Origin of the sequence: Streptomyces sp. G5(2025) (assembly GCF_049542075.1) — a bacterium.
Classification (GTDB): Bacteria; Actinomycetota; Actinomycetes; order Streptomycetales; family Streptomycetaceae; genus Streptomyces.
The window spans coordinates 1,749,930-1,765,984 of the sequence record NZ_JBMUZT010000006.1; the positions used below are offsets into that span (position 1 = coordinate 1,749,930).

Consider the following 16,055-nt stretch of genomic DNA (forward strand, 5'->3'; position numbering starts at 1 on the left):
CCCCCCTCCGGGGAAGCGGGGCGGAGGTCGAGGCGGGGCAGAGGTCAGGGCAGCGTGATGTGGTACGCCTTGCGCAGTGTCTCGTGCACCGTCCACGTCGTACGGTCGCCCTCGCGCAGCACGGCCGCGTCGCCGGGGCCGATCTCCAGGGTGTCGCCGCCCTCGACCTGGACGGTGGCCCGGCCGCTGACGACCACGAAGAGTTCGTTGGCCTCGGTGTCGGTGACCACGCCCGGCGTGATCTGCCAGATGCCGCGCAGCTGCTTGCCGTCCGCGGACTCCCACAGCACCTTGCCGGTCACCACCGGGTCGCCGGAGACGATCTGCTCCGGGTCGAGCGGTTCGGCCTCCAATTCGGCATCCGGAATGTGCACGGCGAAAGACGGGACAGATTGATCATTCGTGGTCATGGCCGGTCACCCTAGCCGGGACTCGCGCGGCGCCCCGGCCGGGGTCGGACTTCTCCGCGCACGGCAGGGGTTTGGGGAGGTACGCCGCCCGCCAGGGATGTGGGGAGACCCGACAGGCAGGAGGCAGGCCCGTGCTGGTGGTGTCCGACGAGGTTCGCAAGGCTGTCGTCGAGCGGCGGCCCGTGGTGGCCCTGGAGTCCACGATCATCGCGCACGGCCTGCCGCGGCCGCGCAATCTCCAGGTGGCGAAGGACTTGGAAGCGGCCGTACGCGAGGAGGGTGCCCTCCCTGCGACAATCGCCGTCCTTGACGGGCGCCCCCTTGTGGGCCTGGACGAGGAGCAGTTGGCGCGGGTGGCGAACGAAGACGGCATCCGCAAGTTGGGCCGCCGCGACCTGCCCCTGGCCGTCGCCACGGGCGCGAGCGGGGCGACGACGGTGTCGGCGACGGCCCTGCTGGCCGCGCGCGCCGGGGTGCGGGTCTTCGCCACGGGCGGACTCGGCGGCGTACACCGGCAGTGGACGGTGACGCAGGACGAGTCGGCCGATCTGGGGCTGCTCGCCCGCACCAGGATCACGGTGGTGTGCGCGGGCGTGAAGTCGATCCTGGACGTGGCGGCGACGCTGGAGCGGCTGGAGACACTGGGGGTCGCGGTGGCGGGCTACCGGACGAACCGTTTCCCCGGCTTCTACCTTGCCGACTCCGGACACGGCGTGGACTGGACGCTGGAGACGCCCGAGGAGGTCGCCGCGGTGATGCGGGCGCAGGACGCGCTCGGCGGGCCCGAGGCCGCGCTGATCGTGGCGAACCCCGTGCCGTCGGCCGAGCAGCTCGATCCCGCGCTCCACGCGCGCGTGCTCGACGAGGCGCTCCGTGCGTGCGAAGAGCGGGGCATCACGGGGCAGGCGATCACGCCGTTCCTGCTCGACGAGTTGGTACGGCGGACCGAGGGGGCGTCACTGGAGGCCAACCTCGCGGCGGTCCGCGGCAACGTACGGCTTGCCGGGCAGGTCGCGGCGGTCTGGGCGGGGCGGGGTCGGTGACGGAGACGGAGACGGTACGGGGGATGGCGCGGCCGGTCCTGGGTCCGGCGGCGGGTGCGCGTCCCGCAGGTAGTCCGCGGCCGGCGGGAGGTCTGCTCGTCGTCGGGGATGTCGTCACGGACATCGTCGCCCGGCACCGTAAGCCGCTCGCGCCGGGCACCGACACGGCCGCGGCGATCCGTGCCGTGCCGGGCGGTGCGGGGGCCAACGTGGCGTGTTGGGCCGCGCATTGGGGCTGCCCGGACGTACGTCTCCTGGGGCGGGTCGGTGCGGACTCCGTGGCGTGGCACGAGGCGGCGCTCACGCGCGCGGGGGTGCGGTCTCGGCTCGTCGTCGACCCGGAAGAACCTACGGGGACGGTGATCTGCCTGGTGGATGGGGGCGCGGGGGCCGAGCGGACGTTTCTCACGGACAGCGGGGCCTCGCTGCGGCTCTCTCCAGACGACTGGGCGCCGGAGTTGCTCGACGGCGTGGCGTGGCTGCATCTGTCCGGCTACCTGTTCTTCGCCGAGTCGAGTCGGGCGGTGGCCGCGGCGGCGATGGCGGAGGCGCGGGCGCGGGGGGTGCCGGTGAGTGTCGACCCCGCGTCGGTGGGGTTCCTGAGGGACTTGGGCGTGGAGCGGTTCTTGGCGGCGGTGGAGGGGGTGTCGGTGCTGGTGCCGAGTCGGGGGGAGGCGGAGTTGCTCGCGGGGGTGGTGGGGGCGGCGTCCCTGGCGGATTCCGCAGTGGCTCTTAGCCGGCGGTTCTCCCTGGTGGTGGTCACCGCGGGGGTGGAGGGGGCGGTGGTGGCGCGGGGTGGTGCGGTGGTCGGGAGGGTGCCTTCGGTGGGGGTGTGCGCGCGGGATACGACGGGGGCGGGTGATGCGTTCACCGGTGCGTTTGTCGCTTCGCGGATTTTGGGGGTCGGGGTCGTGGGGGCTGTGGGGGAAGGGTGTCGGGCGGGGGCGGTGGCTGTGGGGCGGGTGGGGGGTCGGCCGCCGGAGTCTTGACGGGGGGTGGGGTGGGGTGGGGTGGGGTGGTTTGGCTTTGGGGGTGTGTGCGGGTTGTGGGGGGCTGGTCGCGCAGGTCCCCGCGCCCCTTCCGAGGGTGGAGGTCGGGGGACGTCCGCCGGTTGGGGGTTGGGCCCCGGGGGGAGGGTGGCTTGGGCTTGCGGGTGTGTGCGGGTTGTGGGGGGCTGGTCGCGCCGTTCCCCGCGCCCCTTCCGGGGGTGGAGGTCGGGGGACGTCCGCCGGTTGGGGGTTGGGCCCCGGGGGGAGGGTGGCTTGGGCTGGGGGGTGTGTGCGGGTTGTGGAGGGCTGGTCGCGCAGGTCCCCGCGCCCCTTGCAGGGGCCGGGTTGGGGGACGCCTGTCGGGTCGTCCTGTGGCTTGGGGGCGGGTGCGGGTTGTGGTGGGCCCCTCGCAGTTTCCCGCGCCCCTTTTCGGGGCGCGGGTGAGGGGGCGTCAGGGTTTTCTGCCCCAGGTTGAGATCAAGGGTGGGGCGGCCAGGTCGAGGGGGGTTGTCGTGACGTTGGACAGGTGGTGGTCCACGTCATCGGGGGTGGTCAGGCCCGCCTCGATCAGGGCCGGGCGGAGTTGGTGGAGCGTCGCGGTCTCCAGGGCCGCGCAGGCCGGCGAGGCCAGCGGGAAGTACGCGTCGGACTCCACCTGCCGCAGGCCCGCCTCACGCAGCAGCCGGGGCAGCCGGCGGCCGTACGCGAGGTCCGCGCCGCGCTCCGCGAGCAGCGCGCGCACCGCGTGACGCAGCCGGTTGGCCAACTCCTGCGCGGGGCCGTGATCGTCGGGGCAGGCCAGCGGCTGGAGCGCGGGGTCGGCCTCCTCGATCAGCAGTCTGCCGCCCGGCCGCAGCGCCCTGAGCATCGTCTTCAGCGCCCGCTCCCGGTCCGCCACCTCCCCCAGGACGAGCCGCGCGTGCACGAGGTCGAAGGCCTCCACGGGTGGCGGATCGGCGGCGACGTCATGCGTGCGCACCTCCAGGGGCGAGCGCGCGGCCCTGGTCTGCCAGGACGTGTCGATGTCCGTTGCCAGGACCTTGCCGGTGGGGCCGACCCGCTTGGCGAGCCAGGAGATCACGGAGGTGCCGCCCGCCCCGACCTCCCAGCAGCGCCAGCCGGGGCCGATTCCGAGGCGTTCGATGTGTCCGAAGGTGGTGGGGTCGAAGAGGGCGGCGTAAGCGGCGAAGCGCTGCTTCGCCTCGGCCTGCCGGGCGTCGGAGAGATGTCGGGGGTCAGGGAGCCGCCGGGGGTCGAGGAGGTGACCGTCGATACGCGTCATGCCGAGATCATCCCATTTGTCAGGCTTGCACCCTGGAAGCAGAACCGGTCATTCCGGAGCGGAATATTCCGTTCCCACAGGGCTCCGCAGGGTGGCGGACGTCCTGGCAGACTGACACGTCACGTCATCAGCACGAGGAGCCCCACATGTCGATGGCCGGCAACCTGCGGAAAGTCGGAAGCTTGGGCAAGGCCGGTAGCCTGGGCAGGGTCACAAGCCTGCGGAAGGTCGGCAGCCTTCGTAGGGTGGTCCGCCTGGGCCGCCGCAGCACACGCGTCGACCTGAGCCACCCGGCCCGCTCCCCGCTGGGCTCGTCGGTGGTGAACTGCGTGACGTACCGCGAAGGGGTGCGCCAGGCCGTCGGCCGCAACCTCGTCGAGTCGGTGGAGCACGTCCGCAAGACCGACGACGGTTTCGTCTGGCTGGGGCTGCACGAGCCGACGGAGCGGGAGTTCGCCGGCATCGCCGACCTCTTCGACCTGCACCCGCTCGCCGTGGAGGACGCGGTGTACGCGCACCAGCGCCCGAAAGTGGAGCGGTACGACCACACGCTGTTCGCCGTGTTCAAAACGGTCTGCTACGTGGAGCACACCGAACTGACCGCGACCAGCGAGGTGGTGGACACCGGCGAGATCATGGTCTTCGTGGGCCGCGACTTCGTCATCACCGTCCGGCACGGCCGGCACGGCTCGCTCGGCCCGCTGCGCGAGGAGCTGGAGAGCGCGCCCGAACAGCTCGCCCAAGGCCCGGCCGCGGTGCTGCACGCGATCGCGGACCATGTCGTGGACGACTACCTCGCCGCGACGGACGCGGTCCAGTCCGACATAGACCAGGTCGAGGCGGCGGTCTTCGCCCCGGACGGCGAGCGGCTCGACCCCGGCCGCATCTATCAGCTCAAGCGCGAACTGCTGGAGCTGAAGCGCGCGGTGATGCCGCTGGGCCGCCCGCTCCAGGTGCTGGCCACCCAGCCGATGCGCGTCATCGCCCCGGAGATACAGGCGTACTTCCGGGATGTCGACGACCACTTGAAGCGGGCCACCGAGCAGATCGCCGCCTTCGACGAGTTGCTGAACTCGATCCTCCAGGCGCACCTCGCCCAGGTGACCGTCGCGCAGAACGAGGACATGCGGAAGATCACCGCTTGGGCCGCGGTCATCGCGGTGCCGACCATGGTCTGCGGCATGTACGGCATGAACTTCGACCACATGCCCGAACTGCACTGGCAGTACGGGTATCCCCTGGTGATGAGCCTGGTGGCGACGATCTGTATCGCCCTGTACCGGGGCTTCCGGCGCAGTGGCTGGTTGTGAGCTTCGTGCGGGCGCTAGTTCTTCGCGTACACGCTCTCGACCCAGCCCGCGAGCTGGTCGTCGGTGAGGTGCGTGGCCAGGTCGGCCTCGCTGATCATGCCGACGAGCCGCTTGTTCTCGATCACCGGCAGGCGGCGGATCTGGTGGCCCTGCATCTCCCGCAGGACCTCGTCGACGTCGGCGCTCGAATCGATCCAGCGGGGCGTGCCCTGGGCCAAGTCGCCCGCGGTGACCCGGGACGGGTCGTGGCCCATGGCCACACAGCCGACCACGATGTCGCGGTCGGTGAGAATGCCGCAGAGCCGTTCGTTCTCGTCACCGATGGGCAGGGCGCCCACGTCGAGGTCGCGCATCAGCTGGGCGGCGCGGTCCAGGGTCTCGTGCCGGGGGATCCACTGGGCCCCCCGATGCATGATGTCTCCGGCGGTGGTCATCGGTACCTCCCGTGGCCGGGCAGTGTCCGGAGCGGCGCGAGCGCGTCGCTGGTCCCGGTGCCCCTCATTCTCGTGGCGCCCCCGGCTGCCCGCATCCGGAGCGGGCGGTCGCCTCAGGGCGCGAACGTGACGATCTTGCGCAGGGGCACGCGACGGGGCTCCGGGGGCCAAGGCGCCCGGGGAACTTCTCCCCGCTCCGCTCCCGCTCACCGCCGCCGGCCGCACTCAGGTCTTTACCCCCAGCTCCACGCCGGATGCCTGGGGTCGTCCGCCCGTACCACCACGTCAGCCATGGCCGCCAGGTCCGTCTCCCTCTCGTACCGCTCGAAGGCCGGGAGCTTCCAGCGGTCAGCCTCCGGTGTGCGCCGTCGCAGGGCGCCCGGAGAGAGACGTACGTGCACCGTCAGGTCGAAGGGAAACCAGTGGCCGAACAGCAGCGGGCCGTGCAGCAACAACACGCCGCCGGGCGGAAGCTGGACGTATGGGCTGCGGGTCGCGCGGTCGGTGGCCGGGTCCCAGAGGTCGGGCAGGACACGGCCCGTGCCGCCCGGGTCCAGCGGCCCGAGGACCTCGCGCCACAGCGCCCCGGTGTCGAACCACCCGCTGTAGTAGGCCTCCACGTCCTGATGTCCGTACTCCAGACGCAGGGATGCCGGCCGCAGGAACCCCTCGGTGGCGACCACGAGCGAGGTCCGCCCGCGCAGGCGCAGCGCGTCGCTGACCCGCCGCGCCAGTTCGCCGGGGGCGCCCGCCGGCGCCCCGTCCACGGCGACGCGCGGCCAAGGGCTCCCGTCCGCCGTCTTCAGGTCGAGCAGGCGGTCGGCGAGGGTGTCGGACAGGCGTTCCCAGGTGATCGGTTCGAGTCGCACAGGCCCATGATGCCGCCGCGCCCCGATTACCTGGCCGGGGCGGCAGTTCCCGGCCCCATGCGGGGAGCCCCGCCCCACGCGGGGAATGACACGGGCATGGCGAGCTCTTCCTGTGGCCTTGTGGTCTTCCAGCCCCTGAAGCGGCGGCACTGCGTCGAGTGCCGGTCCGGGCCATTGCCGCTGCTGGTCCTCGAACGCGGCGAACCGCGCTGCCTGGACTGCGCCGACCTCGGGCACCTCATGTACCTGCCACGTGGCGACACCGCGCTCACGCGACGGGCGCGTGAGGCCAGTGGCCTCTCCGCCGTGGTCGTCCGTTTCCACCGGCGCCGCGCCCGGTACGAACGGCAGGGCGTGCTGGTCGAAGAGGCGGCCCTCGCCCACGCCGAGGAGCGGTGCCTCGCCGACGCGGAGGCGCGGGCCCGGCGCAGAGAGCGGGACGCGGTGCGGCGGGCGGCGCAGGACGTGCGGTTCACCGCGGCCTTCGCCGGTGAGATCCGGCGGCTCTTTCCGCGTTGCCCGGCCGAGCGCGTCCTCGCCATCGCCGCGCACGCGTCGGTCCGGGGCAGCGGGCGGGTGGGACGCAGCGCGGCGGGGCGGGCGCTCTCGAAGGCGGCGGTGACGGCAGCGGTCATCGCCGCGGTGCGGCACACCGATACGCCGTATGACCGACTGCTGATGAGCGGGGTGCCGCGCGGCGAGGCGCGGCGCCGGATCGCCCCTCTGGTGGAGACGACGCTACGGGGGTGGCGCGACGCCCCGGTCCACCCGGACGACTGACCGCCCCTCCCCCGGCAATTGACTTGTGGGGACGCGGGCCACCGTGCAGGATCACTCGCGGCCCGCCCATTCGACGTAACGGCGTAACGGCGTAACGGCGTAACGGCGTAACGGCGTAACGGCCCCAATCACGCGGGAGTTGCCATGATCGACGGACCGTATTTCGTCCTCACCGTGCTGGGGGCGCTCGGCTGCGGTCTCGTCGCCGGGGCCTTCGCCGCGTTCTCGACCTTCGTGATGAAGGGCCTGGCCGCGCTGCCGCCCGCCCAGGGCATCGCCGCGATGAACTCGATGAACGTCGCCGCGGTCAACCCGGCGTTCATGGCCTTGTTCCTGGGGGCGGCGGGGCTCTGCGCGGTGCTCGCCGTCGTGACGTTCGTGCTCTGGCCGGACAAGGGCACCTTCGAGCTGCTGCTCGGCTGCGCGCTGTATCTCGTCGGTTCGTTCGGCGTGACGGTCGCCGCGAACATCCCGCGCAACGACAGCCTCGCCGAGGTCGACCCGGACAGCGCGGAGGGCGCGGCGTACTGGCGTACGTACGTTCGTGAGTGGACCGCGTGGAACCACGTTCGCGGCGTGGCCTCACTCGCCGCGGCGGCATGCTTCACGCTCGCCCTGACCTGACCTGACCTGGCGAGAGGCCTGGCGTTGTGCGACCTGAAGTCAGGGCTTGCGCCCCACCGCCCCGTACCCCGGCGTGGGCCCCTGCCCCGTCTCCGGGGCCGTCTCGCCCAGTTCCGGCTTCCAGCGGTCGATGACGGCCACTCCGGGGTCCACCATCTCGTACCCCTCGAAGAAGCGTTCCACCTCCGCGCGTGTGCGCAGGGCCAGTGTCATGCCGCGCGCCTTGTAGAGCTCGCCTGCCTGCTGCGCCGTGTCCGGGGTGAACTCGCCCGTGCCGTGCGACAGCATCAGGTGGCTACCCTGCGGCAGGGCGCTCATCAGGCGGTCCACCAGTTCGTACGCGCCGTCCTCGTCCGCGATGAAGTGCAGCAGCGCGACGAGCGAGAGGGCGATCGGCCGGCCGAAGTCGAGGATCCGCGCGGCCTCTTCGAGGATCTTCTCCGGTTCGCGGAAGTCCGCCTGGATGTACTCGGTGACGCCCTCCGGCGTCGAGCGGAGCAGCGCCTCGGCGTGGGCGAGGACGATGGGGTCGTTGTCGCAGTAGACGACGCGGGTCTCCGGGGCGATCCCCTGGGCGATCTGATGGAGGTTCGGCTCGGTCGGTATCCCCGTGCCGATGTCCAGGAACTGCCGGACACCCTGGGACGTGAGCCAGCGCGTGGCGCGCTGCATGAACGCGCGGTTGGCCCGCGCCATCGTCAGGACCCGCCCGTCCATGGCGACGAGCTGGCGGCCCATCTCCTCGTCCACCGGGTAGTTGTCCTTGCCGCCCAGGAACCAGTCGTACATCCGTGCGGGGTGTGGCTTGCTGGTGTCGATGTACGACGGGTCAAGGTGCGACGGGCCGGGGTGCGACGGGTCGGGGTGCGACGGGTCGGGGTGCGACGGGTCGGTCATGGCGGCTCCACGAGTAAGCGGCGGTCGGCGAGGAGGGACATGACGGTCACGACAGCAGGAAGTCCGCCTCGCCCGCCTTCGCCCCTTGTATGAAGGCGTTGATCTCCCCGTGCGTGTAGATGAGCGCGGGGCCGTCCGGGTCGGCCGACTGGCGCACCGCGACCCTGCCGTCGGCCAGCTTCATGGCCTCCAGGCAGTTCCCGCCGTTGCCGCCGCTCCACGGCTTGTGCCAGCCGTCGTTGCCGAGGTCGCGGGCCGGCATGCCGTTGTAGATCCGGGACTCGGTGCGCGAGTCGTCGCGGGCTGCGGGTGAACGCGGACCGGCGGGGCGCGTTCCTGCTCGATGTCGGTCCATGTCACAGCTCCTTGCGGACGTCCCGGAGGATGTCCTTCGTGCGTTGTGCCGTGGCGGCCTGCGCCGCCATGCGGTCCATGACCTCCAGGTGGGTGGCCACCTCTTTGCGCGCGTCCAGGTAGACGGCGCCGGTCAGGTACTCGCAATAGACCATGTCGGGCAGCTCCGCCATGGCGAAGCGGAAGAGCACGAACGGTCCGTACGTTCCGGGGTGCGGGCCCGCCGCGAACGGCGCGACCTGGAGCGTGACATGGGGCATCTCGGTGGCTTCGAGCAGCCGGTCGAGCTGCTCGCGCATCACCTCGGGGCCGCCGACGGGTCTGCGCAGCGCGGTCTCGTCCATCACCACCCACAGCCGAGGCGCGTCCTCGCGGGTGAGCAGCGCCTGACGCTCCATGCGCAGCGCCACATACCGCTCGATGTCGGCGGGCCGGGTCTGGCCGATGGCGCCGGAGAGCATCACGCCGCGCGCGTACTCCTCGGTCTGGAGCAGGCCGGGCACGAAGTGCGGTTCGTAGGACCGGATGAGGCTGGCCGCGCCCTCCAGGCTGACGTACATGCTGAACCAGCCCGGCAGGATGTCGTGGAACCGCTGCCACCAGCCCGGCTTGTTCGCCTCTTCGGCGAGGGTCACGAAGGCGTCGGCCTCGTCGTCGGCCACGCCGTAGGCCTTCAGGAGCAGCTGGAGGTACGGGATCTTCAGCGCGACCTCGGCCGTCTCCATGCGGCGGACGGTGGCCGGGGCGACACGCAGGACCTTCGCCGCCTCCTCGCGTTTCAGGCCGGCGCGTTCCCGCAGATCCTGGAGGCGACGACCGAGAACGACCTGGCCGACGGTCGGCGCGGACCGCGGTTCGCTCACGTCTCCTACCTCCACCTGACTGCGCGTTGCCCCAACCCACACCGCACCGTGAGTCGTTGCGAGCAGTGTGCCATGCGCCGCCTCAGAGGAACACGCCACTGTGCACTTTTCAGAGTGGCTCTTGCCAAGGTGTTCTGGGCGGGGCGATAGTGGAGAGCGTGACTCCGCCCGCGCCGTTAGGAACCGAAGCCGCCGAAGGCCGTCTTGGTGATCTCGCCGAGGCACGTCCTGTGAGCGTTGCCGAGGTCTGCGTCAGTTTCGCCCTCGCCCCGCAACCGAACTCCGTAGCGCAGGCCAGACGCCTGTTGCGCGCGCAGCTCGGCGTGTGGGCGGTGCGTGACGACGACGCCTGCGACGCGGCGGCACTCGTTCTCTCCGAACTGGTCACCAATGCCGTGGTGCACACCACGAGCCGGTGGATCATCTGCGAGCTCTGCGCGGACTCGGAGAAGCTGCGGATATCCGTGCGTGATGAAGGGTGCGGGCCAGGCGTGCCGCGCCCCGAGCACAGGGGGGTGGATGAGGAGCACGGGAGGGGATTGCTTCTCGTCGACGCGGTGAGCAGCGCGTGGGGCGTCCACGAAGCGGGGCCCGGTATCGGGCGCGCGGTGTGGGCGGAGTTGCGGAAGACGGCGACACAGGCGTCGCAGACGTCGGAGAGGACGCAGACGTCGGAGAGGTCGCAGGCCTCGGAGAGGTCGCAGGCGTCACGGACGAAAAAGGTGTCGCAGGCGTCGCAGGCATCACAGGCGTCACAGGCGTCACAGACGAAAAAGATGTCGCAGGCGTCGCAGGCATCACAGGCGTCACAGACGTCGCGGTTCGTGTAGATCGATCGCGGCCGTCGTGGATCAGCACGCCGGCGGTGTCGCGAATGCCGAGGACTCGTGACCGGCGTGGACCAGCACGGCGGGACCGAGAGTGCCAAAGGTACGGAAGGCGCCAAAGGCACTGAAGGCGCTGAGGACGCCAAAGGCACCAGAGGTGCCGAAGGTACCGAAGGTGCGGAGAACGGGTGAGTCGAGCATGGCAGTGATGCGGGCGGGGGGCATGTGAGCGGGAGTAGCGGGAGTACGGTGCGGCCGTTGGATCTGAACACTTTGGTCCGGCTCTCCCGGCGGCGACAGCTCGCCGGGGCTCCGCCACCACCACCCTTGCGGCTCGACCTGCCCGAGGGTATGACCGAGCCGCTCGGACGCGACGCGGTGGCGGTGCCGGCGGTGCTCGGGCCGCGCCTGATGTCCCGGCTGCCCCGCGTGGGGTGCGTGTACGAGGACGGGCCGCGCTGGTGGTGGATCGTGCCCGCGGACTCCGACGTCGCCATGGAGTGGCCCGCGGCCGTCGCGTACTCGGCGGGCGCGATCGTGCGGGACGTCGGCCGCCGCCGCCCGGTGCTGATCAACTGCCCCGAGGGCGACGTCCCTTACACCCCGCCGATCCCCCTCTACCTGGCGCTGTGCCGCGCGACGGGGACGACGCCGGGGTGGTCGCGGGCCTTGAGCGCGTGACGTGCTGCGCGGGACCCCGGGCCCGGTGAGCGGGCAGGGGTTGCCCGGGGTCGCAACGGCACCGCCCCGGAGCCGGGGCGCGGGCCGGGCGGCTTAGGCGGCCGCTGGGACCTCTTCGGAGTCGGTGACGCGCACGATCACCAGGAAGGCGTCGGAGGCGAGGTCCATCACGACCTCCGCGGGCTGCCCTTCTGCTCGGCGGGCCCGTGCGAACTCCTCCGCGGGCCATGACCCGCGGGGCCCGCCTGCGGGGAAACGCTCCAGCACCAGTCGTCCGTTCATCGTGTTCCTGCCCCCGTGTGGTGTGGTTCGGCGCGGTCTCTGTACGGAGAAGAACGCCCGCGGCACCCTCCAGGACTCGCGGCGTGACCGAACTGACACGGAGTTGCGGCAATTCCCGGGTTCTCCCCAGGGGATCAGTCCTCGTACTCGTCGTGATAGCGCACCCGCGCGCTGCCCGCCGGGGCCCCGAGCGCCGACGCCCGGCCTCTCGGTTCCTCCCACTCCTCCTGCCGGCCGAGCGCGGTGAGGTCGAGGAGGCTGGTGGTGGAGCCGAGGCCGTCCAGGCCGCGGGCGAACGTCGCGTAGGTGTGGAAGACGCGGTCGCCGTCCCGCAGGAAGCAGTTGATGGCGGGGATGTCGCGCGGCTCCTCGGTGGAGGAGGCGCCGAAGTCGTGGTTGAAGTCGCCGCCGTGCGTCGAGTACCAGGGCACGGTCCAGCCCATGCGGGCCTTGAAGGTGAGGAGTGCGGTGTACGGCGCGCGGGAGACGGCGACGAAGTTCGTGCCGCGGGCCCGCAGGTGCGAGAGGTGCCCGAGCTGGTCGAGGAAGGCGGAACAGCTGCGGCAGCCCGCCTCCCACTCGGGGGCGAACATGAAGTGGTAGACGATCAGTTGGTCCCGGCCGTCGAAGAGGTCGAGCAGTGTCGCCTTCCCGTCGGAGCCGTCGAAGTAGTACTCCTTGTCGACCTCCACCATCGGCAGTCGGCGCCGCGCGGCGTTGAGCGCGTCGCGCGCGCGGGTGGCGGCCTTCGCCTTGGCCAGCAACTCCTCACGTGCGGTCAGCCACTCCTCGCGCGTGACGATGTCCGGAAGTCCCATGGTGTGTCTCCTCCACCCTTCGGGCGCGTACCTCGGCGATGGGTGGACCGGCGGGGTGTGCGGAACTCATCGCTCCTGGATGAGAAAAGCCAAGAAAAAGCCGGAGAGGCGGGTGGGTGTGGTCAGCCGGCTGTGGTCCGGCTGTGGCCAGCCCGGTGTGGTCAGCCGGCTGTCGCTAACCGTCGTACTCCTGGACGCGTCGGCCGTGGCTCCGGTCGACGAGCCCGGGCAGCAGCTCGCCCAACTCCCGGACGGTCTCGGGCACATCGAGGGTCAGCAGTTCGCGGTCGCGCATGAGGACGTTGCCGTTCACGATCGTGGTGCGTACGTCCCCGGAGCGGGCGCTGTGCACGAGGGTGGCGGCCAGGTCGTGCACGGGCTGGGTGTGCGGTCCGTTCAGGTCTACGAGGATGATGTCGGCCCGCCGCCCCTCGGCGAGGCTCCCGATCTCCCGCCCGAGGCCGACGGCTCGGGCGCTCTGCAGTGTGGCGTGGTCCAGGGCCTGGCGGGCGGTGAGCCAGGTGGGGTCGTTCTCCGCGTGCTTCTGGACGAGCGCGGTGAGCGTCATGGATTCCCACACGTCGAGGGTGTTGTTGGACGCGGCACCGTCCGTGGCGAGGCCGACCGGGACGCCGGCCTCGCGCAACGCCCGTACCGGTGTGGTGTCCCAGCCGAACTTCAGATAGCCGCGGGGCGCCGAGGCGACGGCGACGCGTCCGCCGGAGCGGCGCAGCGCGGGCAGGTCGCGGGCGGGGTCGAGGCCGGTGGCGTGGGCGATGAGGAGGTCCGCGTCGAGGAGCCCGGCGCGCTCCAAAACCTCGATGGGCGTACGGCCGTGCCGGGCGAGGCTGTTCCGGGTCTGTTCGCGGTTCTCGGCGGCGTGGATGTGGACGAGCAGCCCGTGTTCGCGGGCGAGTTCCGCGGTCGCGGCGAGGTCGGCGTCGTCGACGGTGTACGGGGCGTGCGGGGCGAGGCAGGTGGTGACGCGCCCGCCGGCGGCGCCGCGCCGCCGCAGCGCGAAGTCGAGGGAGGTGGCCCGCCCTTCCGGCCCCTGCGAGGTGAAGTAGGCCTGGCCGAGGACGGCACGCAGGCCGCTCTCCTCGGCGACGTCGGCCACGGTGTCCATGGCGAAGTAGTGGTCGGCGAAGGTGGTGACGCCGCCGCGGATCATCTCGGCACAGGCGAGCCGCGCACCGAGCCCTACCGTGCGCTCGGTCAGGTTGGACTCGATGGGCCAGATCCAGTCGTTGAACCACGCGTGGGCGGGCAGGTCCTCGGCGAGGCCGCGCAGAGCGGCCATCGGGGTGTGGGTGTGGCAGTTGATGAGGCCGGGGAGGGCGATGGTGCCGCGGCCGTCGATGTGCTCGGCGGCTTCAGGGGGACGGCCTCGGGGCACGCGGCCACGAGGCCGGTGGCTTCGGTGTTCGCGGTTTCAGCCGCGCCGACCGCCGTGATGGAGGCGATGACTCCGTCACGTACGACGATCACCGCGTCCTCCACGAAGACGATCTCGCCGTCCGGACGGTGGGTCAGGGCGGTGCAGCCGGTGATGAGGAGGTCGGCGGGGGGCGTGGACTCCGGGGGCGTGGGTGTCGGAGGTGACGGCGGCGTGAGTGGGGGCGGGGGCGGGGGCGTCATTTCTTCACGGTAGTGCGGGGCTGCCGCCATGTTTTCTTCACGGTAGTGCGGGGCTGCCGCCATGTTCTCCGTCGACCGCGTGGGCGTCTTCGCCCCGGGCGCGATCTTCCGCCTTGCGGCATGAGACTGTCCGTCTGTGTCAGAAACAATGCACGGGTTGCGGGTGGCCTTGGCTGAGGCTTCGTCCTCTTCGTGGTCGCAACGCGTCTGTGCCGGGCATGACCTCGCTTCCTTCGCTGACGTTCCTGAGGCCGCGGAAGCGTTGGTGGCTCTGCTGCTGGACGCCTCGGACACGGCGGTGACCCGGCAGACGGCACAGGCCCTGGCCCGGGCGGGGACGGTGGCCGCGGTGAGGCTGATCGCTCTGGCGGTCGCCGAGGCCGACGACAACCGTGCCGACTGGATGCAGGCCGGCGTGCAGGACGCGCTCGCGGGACCGGAGGGTGTGCGGGACGGTGTGCCGGACGTCCCAGCGGTCTGCGGCCGGCTCGCCCGGGCCCCGGAAGCGGCTGCCCGTCGCGGAGCCGCCGAGATTCCGGCGTGGACGGAGTGCGCCCCGCAGGCCGGGCCCGCGGAGCGGCCGTGACACGATGCCTCCCTGTACGTACTGACGTACGAAGGTCAACGTACGAAACTCAACGTACGAAGGTCAGCTGAGGGCTGGGCTGGGCTGGTGGGGCGGGACGGAGCGCGGTGACGGTTGCGGCGACGCGGGGCGGTTCCGGCGGCTGGGCCGACCTGCCCGGGGACACGGCGCTCAGCATCCGGGTCCCCGAGGCGAACCACCTGGTGAGCGCGGGTTTTCCGGCCCACGTGACGGTGCTCTACCCGTTCGTCAACGAGTCCCGCCTCTCCGCGTCGGCCCACGCCGACCTGGCGGAGGTGTTCGCGGGCCACGCCCCCTTCACCTTGACGTTCACCGAGTTCCGCCGCTACCCGGGTGTCCTCTACCTCCCGCCGGACCCCGAAGCCCCCGTACGCGCCCTCACCGCGTCGCTCACCGACCGCTGGCCCGAGGCGGTCCCGTACCGGGGCATCTTCACTCCGCCCCTCGCGCCCCACCTGACCCTCGCGAACCACGAGGGCCCGCACACGTACGAAGCCGCCTACGACGCTCTGGAGTCCCGGCTCGCCCCGCACCTGCCCCTCGTCAGCCAGGTGAACGAGGTCCACCTGATCGTGACGGACGGCGCGGGCGGCTGGCGGGACCTGAGGACGTACCGCCTCGGAGAAGGCGCTCCCCAAAGACGGCCGAAGGACGCATGTGATGGGCACGACTCAAGCGATTCGCGCGGGGCGGGCGGGGCGGGTGGTGCGGGCAGGGCGGGACACGTCCGCTACGGTTTGCCGCCGACCGCGCACCGTCCTCAACCGAAAGGGACCGCCCCGTGGCTCTGACCCTCTCCCGCCTCACCCGTACCCGACTCGCCGTGGCCGGTGCCGCGACCGCGGTCCTGGCTGTCGCGGCACCTGCGGCGTACGCCTCGCTGGACGACGCCCCTCGGCCGTCGTCCTCGACCGCTGCCGCCTCGACGGCTTCTTCTTCCACGTCCACGGCCGCCACCCCGTCAACACCCCTCAGGGGCAAGCCCTACACGGAGACCCGGCTCTTCTTCGGCACGGAACGCCCCGACGGCGGTCCCGCCGTCACCGACAAGCAGTTCATGGCCTTCATCGACAAGGAGGTCACGCCGGGCTTCCCCGACGGGCTGACCATCCAGGACGGGCGCGGGCAGTGGCGCGACTCCAACGGCAGGATCGAGCGCGAGCGTTCGTACGAACTGATCCTGCTGTACCCGGCGGGCGAGGCGCGCGAACGGGACGTGCTGATCGAGGAGATCCGCAGCGATTACGAGAAGGCGTTCGCGCAGGAGTCGGTGGCGCGGCTCGATGACCGGACGAGGGTCGATTTCTGACGGCCGGGGGTACGGAGGAGGGCCGCTGCAAGGGCAGG

20 protein-coding genes are annotated in these 16,055 nt (G+C 71.6%); 10 read left to right on the forward strand and 10 right to left on the reverse strand.

Annotated features, from left to right (window positions below; all coding sequences use genetic code 11):
* Window positions 1-44 precede the first annotated feature (44 nt).
* Window positions 45-410 (reverse strand): cupin domain-containing protein, encoded by a 366-nt coding sequence (locus ACOBQB_RS18805; RefSeq protein ID WP_423593177.1) that lies wholly within the window; start codon window positions 408-410, stop codon window positions 45-47.
* 131 nt (window positions 411-541) lie between these two features.
* On the opposite strand from ACOBQB_RS18805, the gene ACOBQB_RS18810 reads away from it, so the two are divergent.
* Together ACOBQB_RS18810 and ACOBQB_RS18815 are read left to right on the forward strand one after the other, a co-directional pair.
* Window positions 542-1,453, forward strand: a complete 912-nt coding sequence (locus tag ACOBQB_RS18810; protein WP_423593178.1) for a pseudouridine-5'-phosphate glycosidase — start codon at window positions 542-544, stop codon at window positions 1,451-1,453.
* A 23-nt stretch (window positions 1,454-1,476) separates the two neighbouring features.
* A complete protein-coding gene (locus ACOBQB_RS18815; protein WP_423598576.1) occupies window positions 1,477-2,442 on the forward strand; it encodes a carbohydrate kinase family protein in 966 nt (321 codons plus the stop codon).
* A gap of 451 nt (window positions 2,443-2,893) precedes the next feature.
* Here the strand turns inward: ACOBQB_RS18815 and ACOBQB_RS18820 are convergent, their stop codons facing one another.
* On the reverse strand, window positions 2,894-3,724 hold the full coding sequence (locus ACOBQB_RS18820) for a methyltransferase domain-containing protein (RefSeq protein ID WP_423593179.1): 831 nt from the start codon (window positions 3,722-3,724) through the stop codon (window positions 2,894-2,896).
* A 146-nt stretch (window positions 3,725-3,870) separates the two neighbouring features.
* Here ACOBQB_RS18820 and ACOBQB_RS18825 point away from each other — a divergent pair, with 146 nt between their 5' ends.
* Window positions 3,871-5,034: a magnesium and cobalt transport protein CorA gene (locus ACOBQB_RS18825; protein ID WP_423593181.1), complete on the forward strand. Its 1,164-nt coding sequence runs from the start codon at window positions 3,871-3,873 to the stop codon at window positions 5,032-5,034.
* A gap of 14 nt (window positions 5,035-5,048) precedes the next feature.
* On the opposite strand, the gene ACOBQB_RS18830 is transcribed toward ACOBQB_RS18825, so the two are convergent.
* Together ACOBQB_RS18830 and ACOBQB_RS18835 are read right to left on the reverse strand one after the other, a co-directional pair.
* Window positions 5,049-5,468 carry a CBS domain-containing protein gene (locus ACOBQB_RS18830; protein WP_423593182.1) on the reverse strand — a complete coding sequence of 140 codons (420 nt, stop codon included), beginning with the start codon at window positions 5,466-5,468 and terminating at the stop codon, window positions 5,049-5,051.
* Between the two features lie 233 nt (window positions 5,469-5,701).
* Window positions 5,702-6,337, reverse strand: a complete 636-nt coding sequence (locus tag ACOBQB_RS18835; protein WP_423593183.1) for a uridine kinase — start codon at window positions 6,335-6,337, stop codon at window positions 5,702-5,704.
* Between the two features lie 96 nt (window positions 6,338-6,433).
* Between ACOBQB_RS18835 and ACOBQB_RS18840 the strand changes: the two genes are divergently transcribed.
* Together ACOBQB_RS18840 and ACOBQB_RS18845 are read left to right on the forward strand one after the other, a co-directional pair.
* The gene (locus ACOBQB_RS18840) at window positions 6,434-7,117 is read left to right on the forward strand and encodes a DUF2293 domain-containing protein (RefSeq protein WP_423593185.1); all 684 of its coding nucleotides are present in this window, start codon (window positions 6,434-6,436) and stop codon (window positions 7,115-7,117) included.
* Window positions 7,118-7,261: 144 nt separating this feature from the next.
* Window positions 7,262-7,741 carry a DUF1772 domain-containing protein gene (locus ACOBQB_RS18845; RefSeq protein ID WP_423593186.1) on the forward strand — a complete coding sequence of 160 codons (480 nt, stop codon included), beginning with the start codon at window positions 7,262-7,264 and terminating at the stop codon, window positions 7,739-7,741.
* 39 nt (window positions 7,742-7,780) lie between these two features.
* Here the strand turns inward: ACOBQB_RS18845 and ACOBQB_RS18850 are convergent, their stop codons facing one another.
* The 3 genes from ACOBQB_RS18850 to ACOBQB_RS18860 form a co-directional block, all read right to left on the reverse strand.
* On the reverse strand, window positions 7,781-8,638 hold the full coding sequence (locus tag ACOBQB_RS18850) for an SAM-dependent methyltransferase (RefSeq protein WP_423593187.1): 858 nt from the start codon (window positions 8,636-8,638) through the stop codon (window positions 7,781-7,783).
* A 46-nt stretch (window positions 8,639-8,684) separates the two neighbouring features.
* Window positions 8,685-8,900, reverse strand: coding sequence for a DUF397 domain-containing protein (locus tag ACOBQB_RS18855; protein WP_423598578.1), 216 nt, complete (start codon window positions 8,898-8,900; stop codon window positions 8,685-8,687).
* A gap of 94 nt (window positions 8,901-8,994) precedes the next feature.
* Complete coding sequence (locus ACOBQB_RS18860; protein ID WP_423593189.1) at window positions 8,995-9,855, reverse strand: helix-turn-helix domain-containing protein; 861 nt, start codon at window positions 9,853-9,855, stop codon at window positions 8,995-8,997.
* A 158-nt stretch (window positions 9,856-10,013) separates the two neighbouring features.
* On the opposite strand from ACOBQB_RS18860, the gene ACOBQB_RS18865 reads away from it, so the two are divergent.
* Window positions 10,014-10,685 (forward strand): ATP-binding protein, encoded by a 672-nt coding sequence (locus ACOBQB_RS18865; protein WP_423593191.1) that lies wholly within the window; start codon window positions 10,014-10,016, stop codon window positions 10,683-10,685.
* Between the two features lie 222 nt (window positions 10,686-10,907).
* A complete protein-coding gene (locus ACOBQB_RS18870; RefSeq protein WP_423593193.1) occupies window positions 10,908-11,363 on the forward strand; it encodes a hypothetical protein in 456 nt (151 codons plus the stop codon).
* Window positions 11,364-11,456: 93 nt separating this feature from the next.
* Here ACOBQB_RS18870 and ACOBQB_RS18875 read toward each other — a convergent pair whose 3' ends face one another.
* The 3 genes from ACOBQB_RS18875 to ACOBQB_RS18885 all read right to left on the reverse strand — a co-directional run bounded on the left by ACOBQB_RS18875 (window position 11,457) and on the right by ACOBQB_RS18885 (window position 13,859).
* Complete coding sequence (locus ACOBQB_RS18875) at window positions 11,457-11,645, reverse strand: hypothetical protein (RefSeq protein ID WP_423593194.1); 189 nt, start codon at window positions 11,643-11,645, stop codon at window positions 11,457-11,459.
* Window positions 11,646-11,779: 134 nt separating this feature from the next.
* Complete coding sequence (locus ACOBQB_RS18880) at window positions 11,780-12,463, reverse strand: DUF899 domain-containing protein (RefSeq protein ID WP_423593196.1); 684 nt, start codon at window positions 12,461-12,463, stop codon at window positions 11,780-11,782.
* 175 nt (window positions 12,464-12,638) lie between these two features.
* Window positions 12,639-13,859, reverse strand: a complete 1,221-nt coding sequence (locus ACOBQB_RS18885) for an amidohydrolase (RefSeq protein WP_423593198.1) — start codon at window positions 13,857-13,859, stop codon at window positions 12,639-12,641.
* A 507-nt stretch (window positions 13,860-14,366) separates the two neighbouring features.
* Here ACOBQB_RS18885 and ACOBQB_RS18890 point away from each other — a divergent pair.
* The 3 genes from ACOBQB_RS18890 (at window position 14,367) to ACOBQB_RS18900 (ending at window position 16,017) form a co-directional block, all read left to right on the forward strand.
* Window positions 14,367-14,687 (forward strand): hypothetical protein, encoded by a 321-nt coding sequence (locus ACOBQB_RS18890; RefSeq protein ID WP_423593199.1) that lies wholly within the window; start codon window positions 14,367-14,369, stop codon window positions 14,685-14,687.
* Between the two features lie 107 nt (window positions 14,688-14,794).
* Window positions 14,795-15,499, forward strand: coding sequence for a 2'-5' RNA ligase family protein (locus ACOBQB_RS18895; RefSeq protein ID WP_423593200.1), 705 nt, complete (start codon window positions 14,795-14,797; stop codon window positions 15,497-15,499).
* The gene (locus ACOBQB_RS18900; protein WP_423598580.1) at window positions 15,496-16,017 is read left to right on the forward strand and encodes a DUF3574 domain-containing protein; all 522 of its coding nucleotides are present in this window, start codon (window positions 15,496-15,498) and stop codon (window positions 16,015-16,017) included. Before ACOBQB_RS18895 ends, ACOBQB_RS18900 begins: the two co-directional genes overlap by 4 nt.
* The last annotated feature ends 38 nt before the right edge of the window (window positions 16,018-16,055 follow it).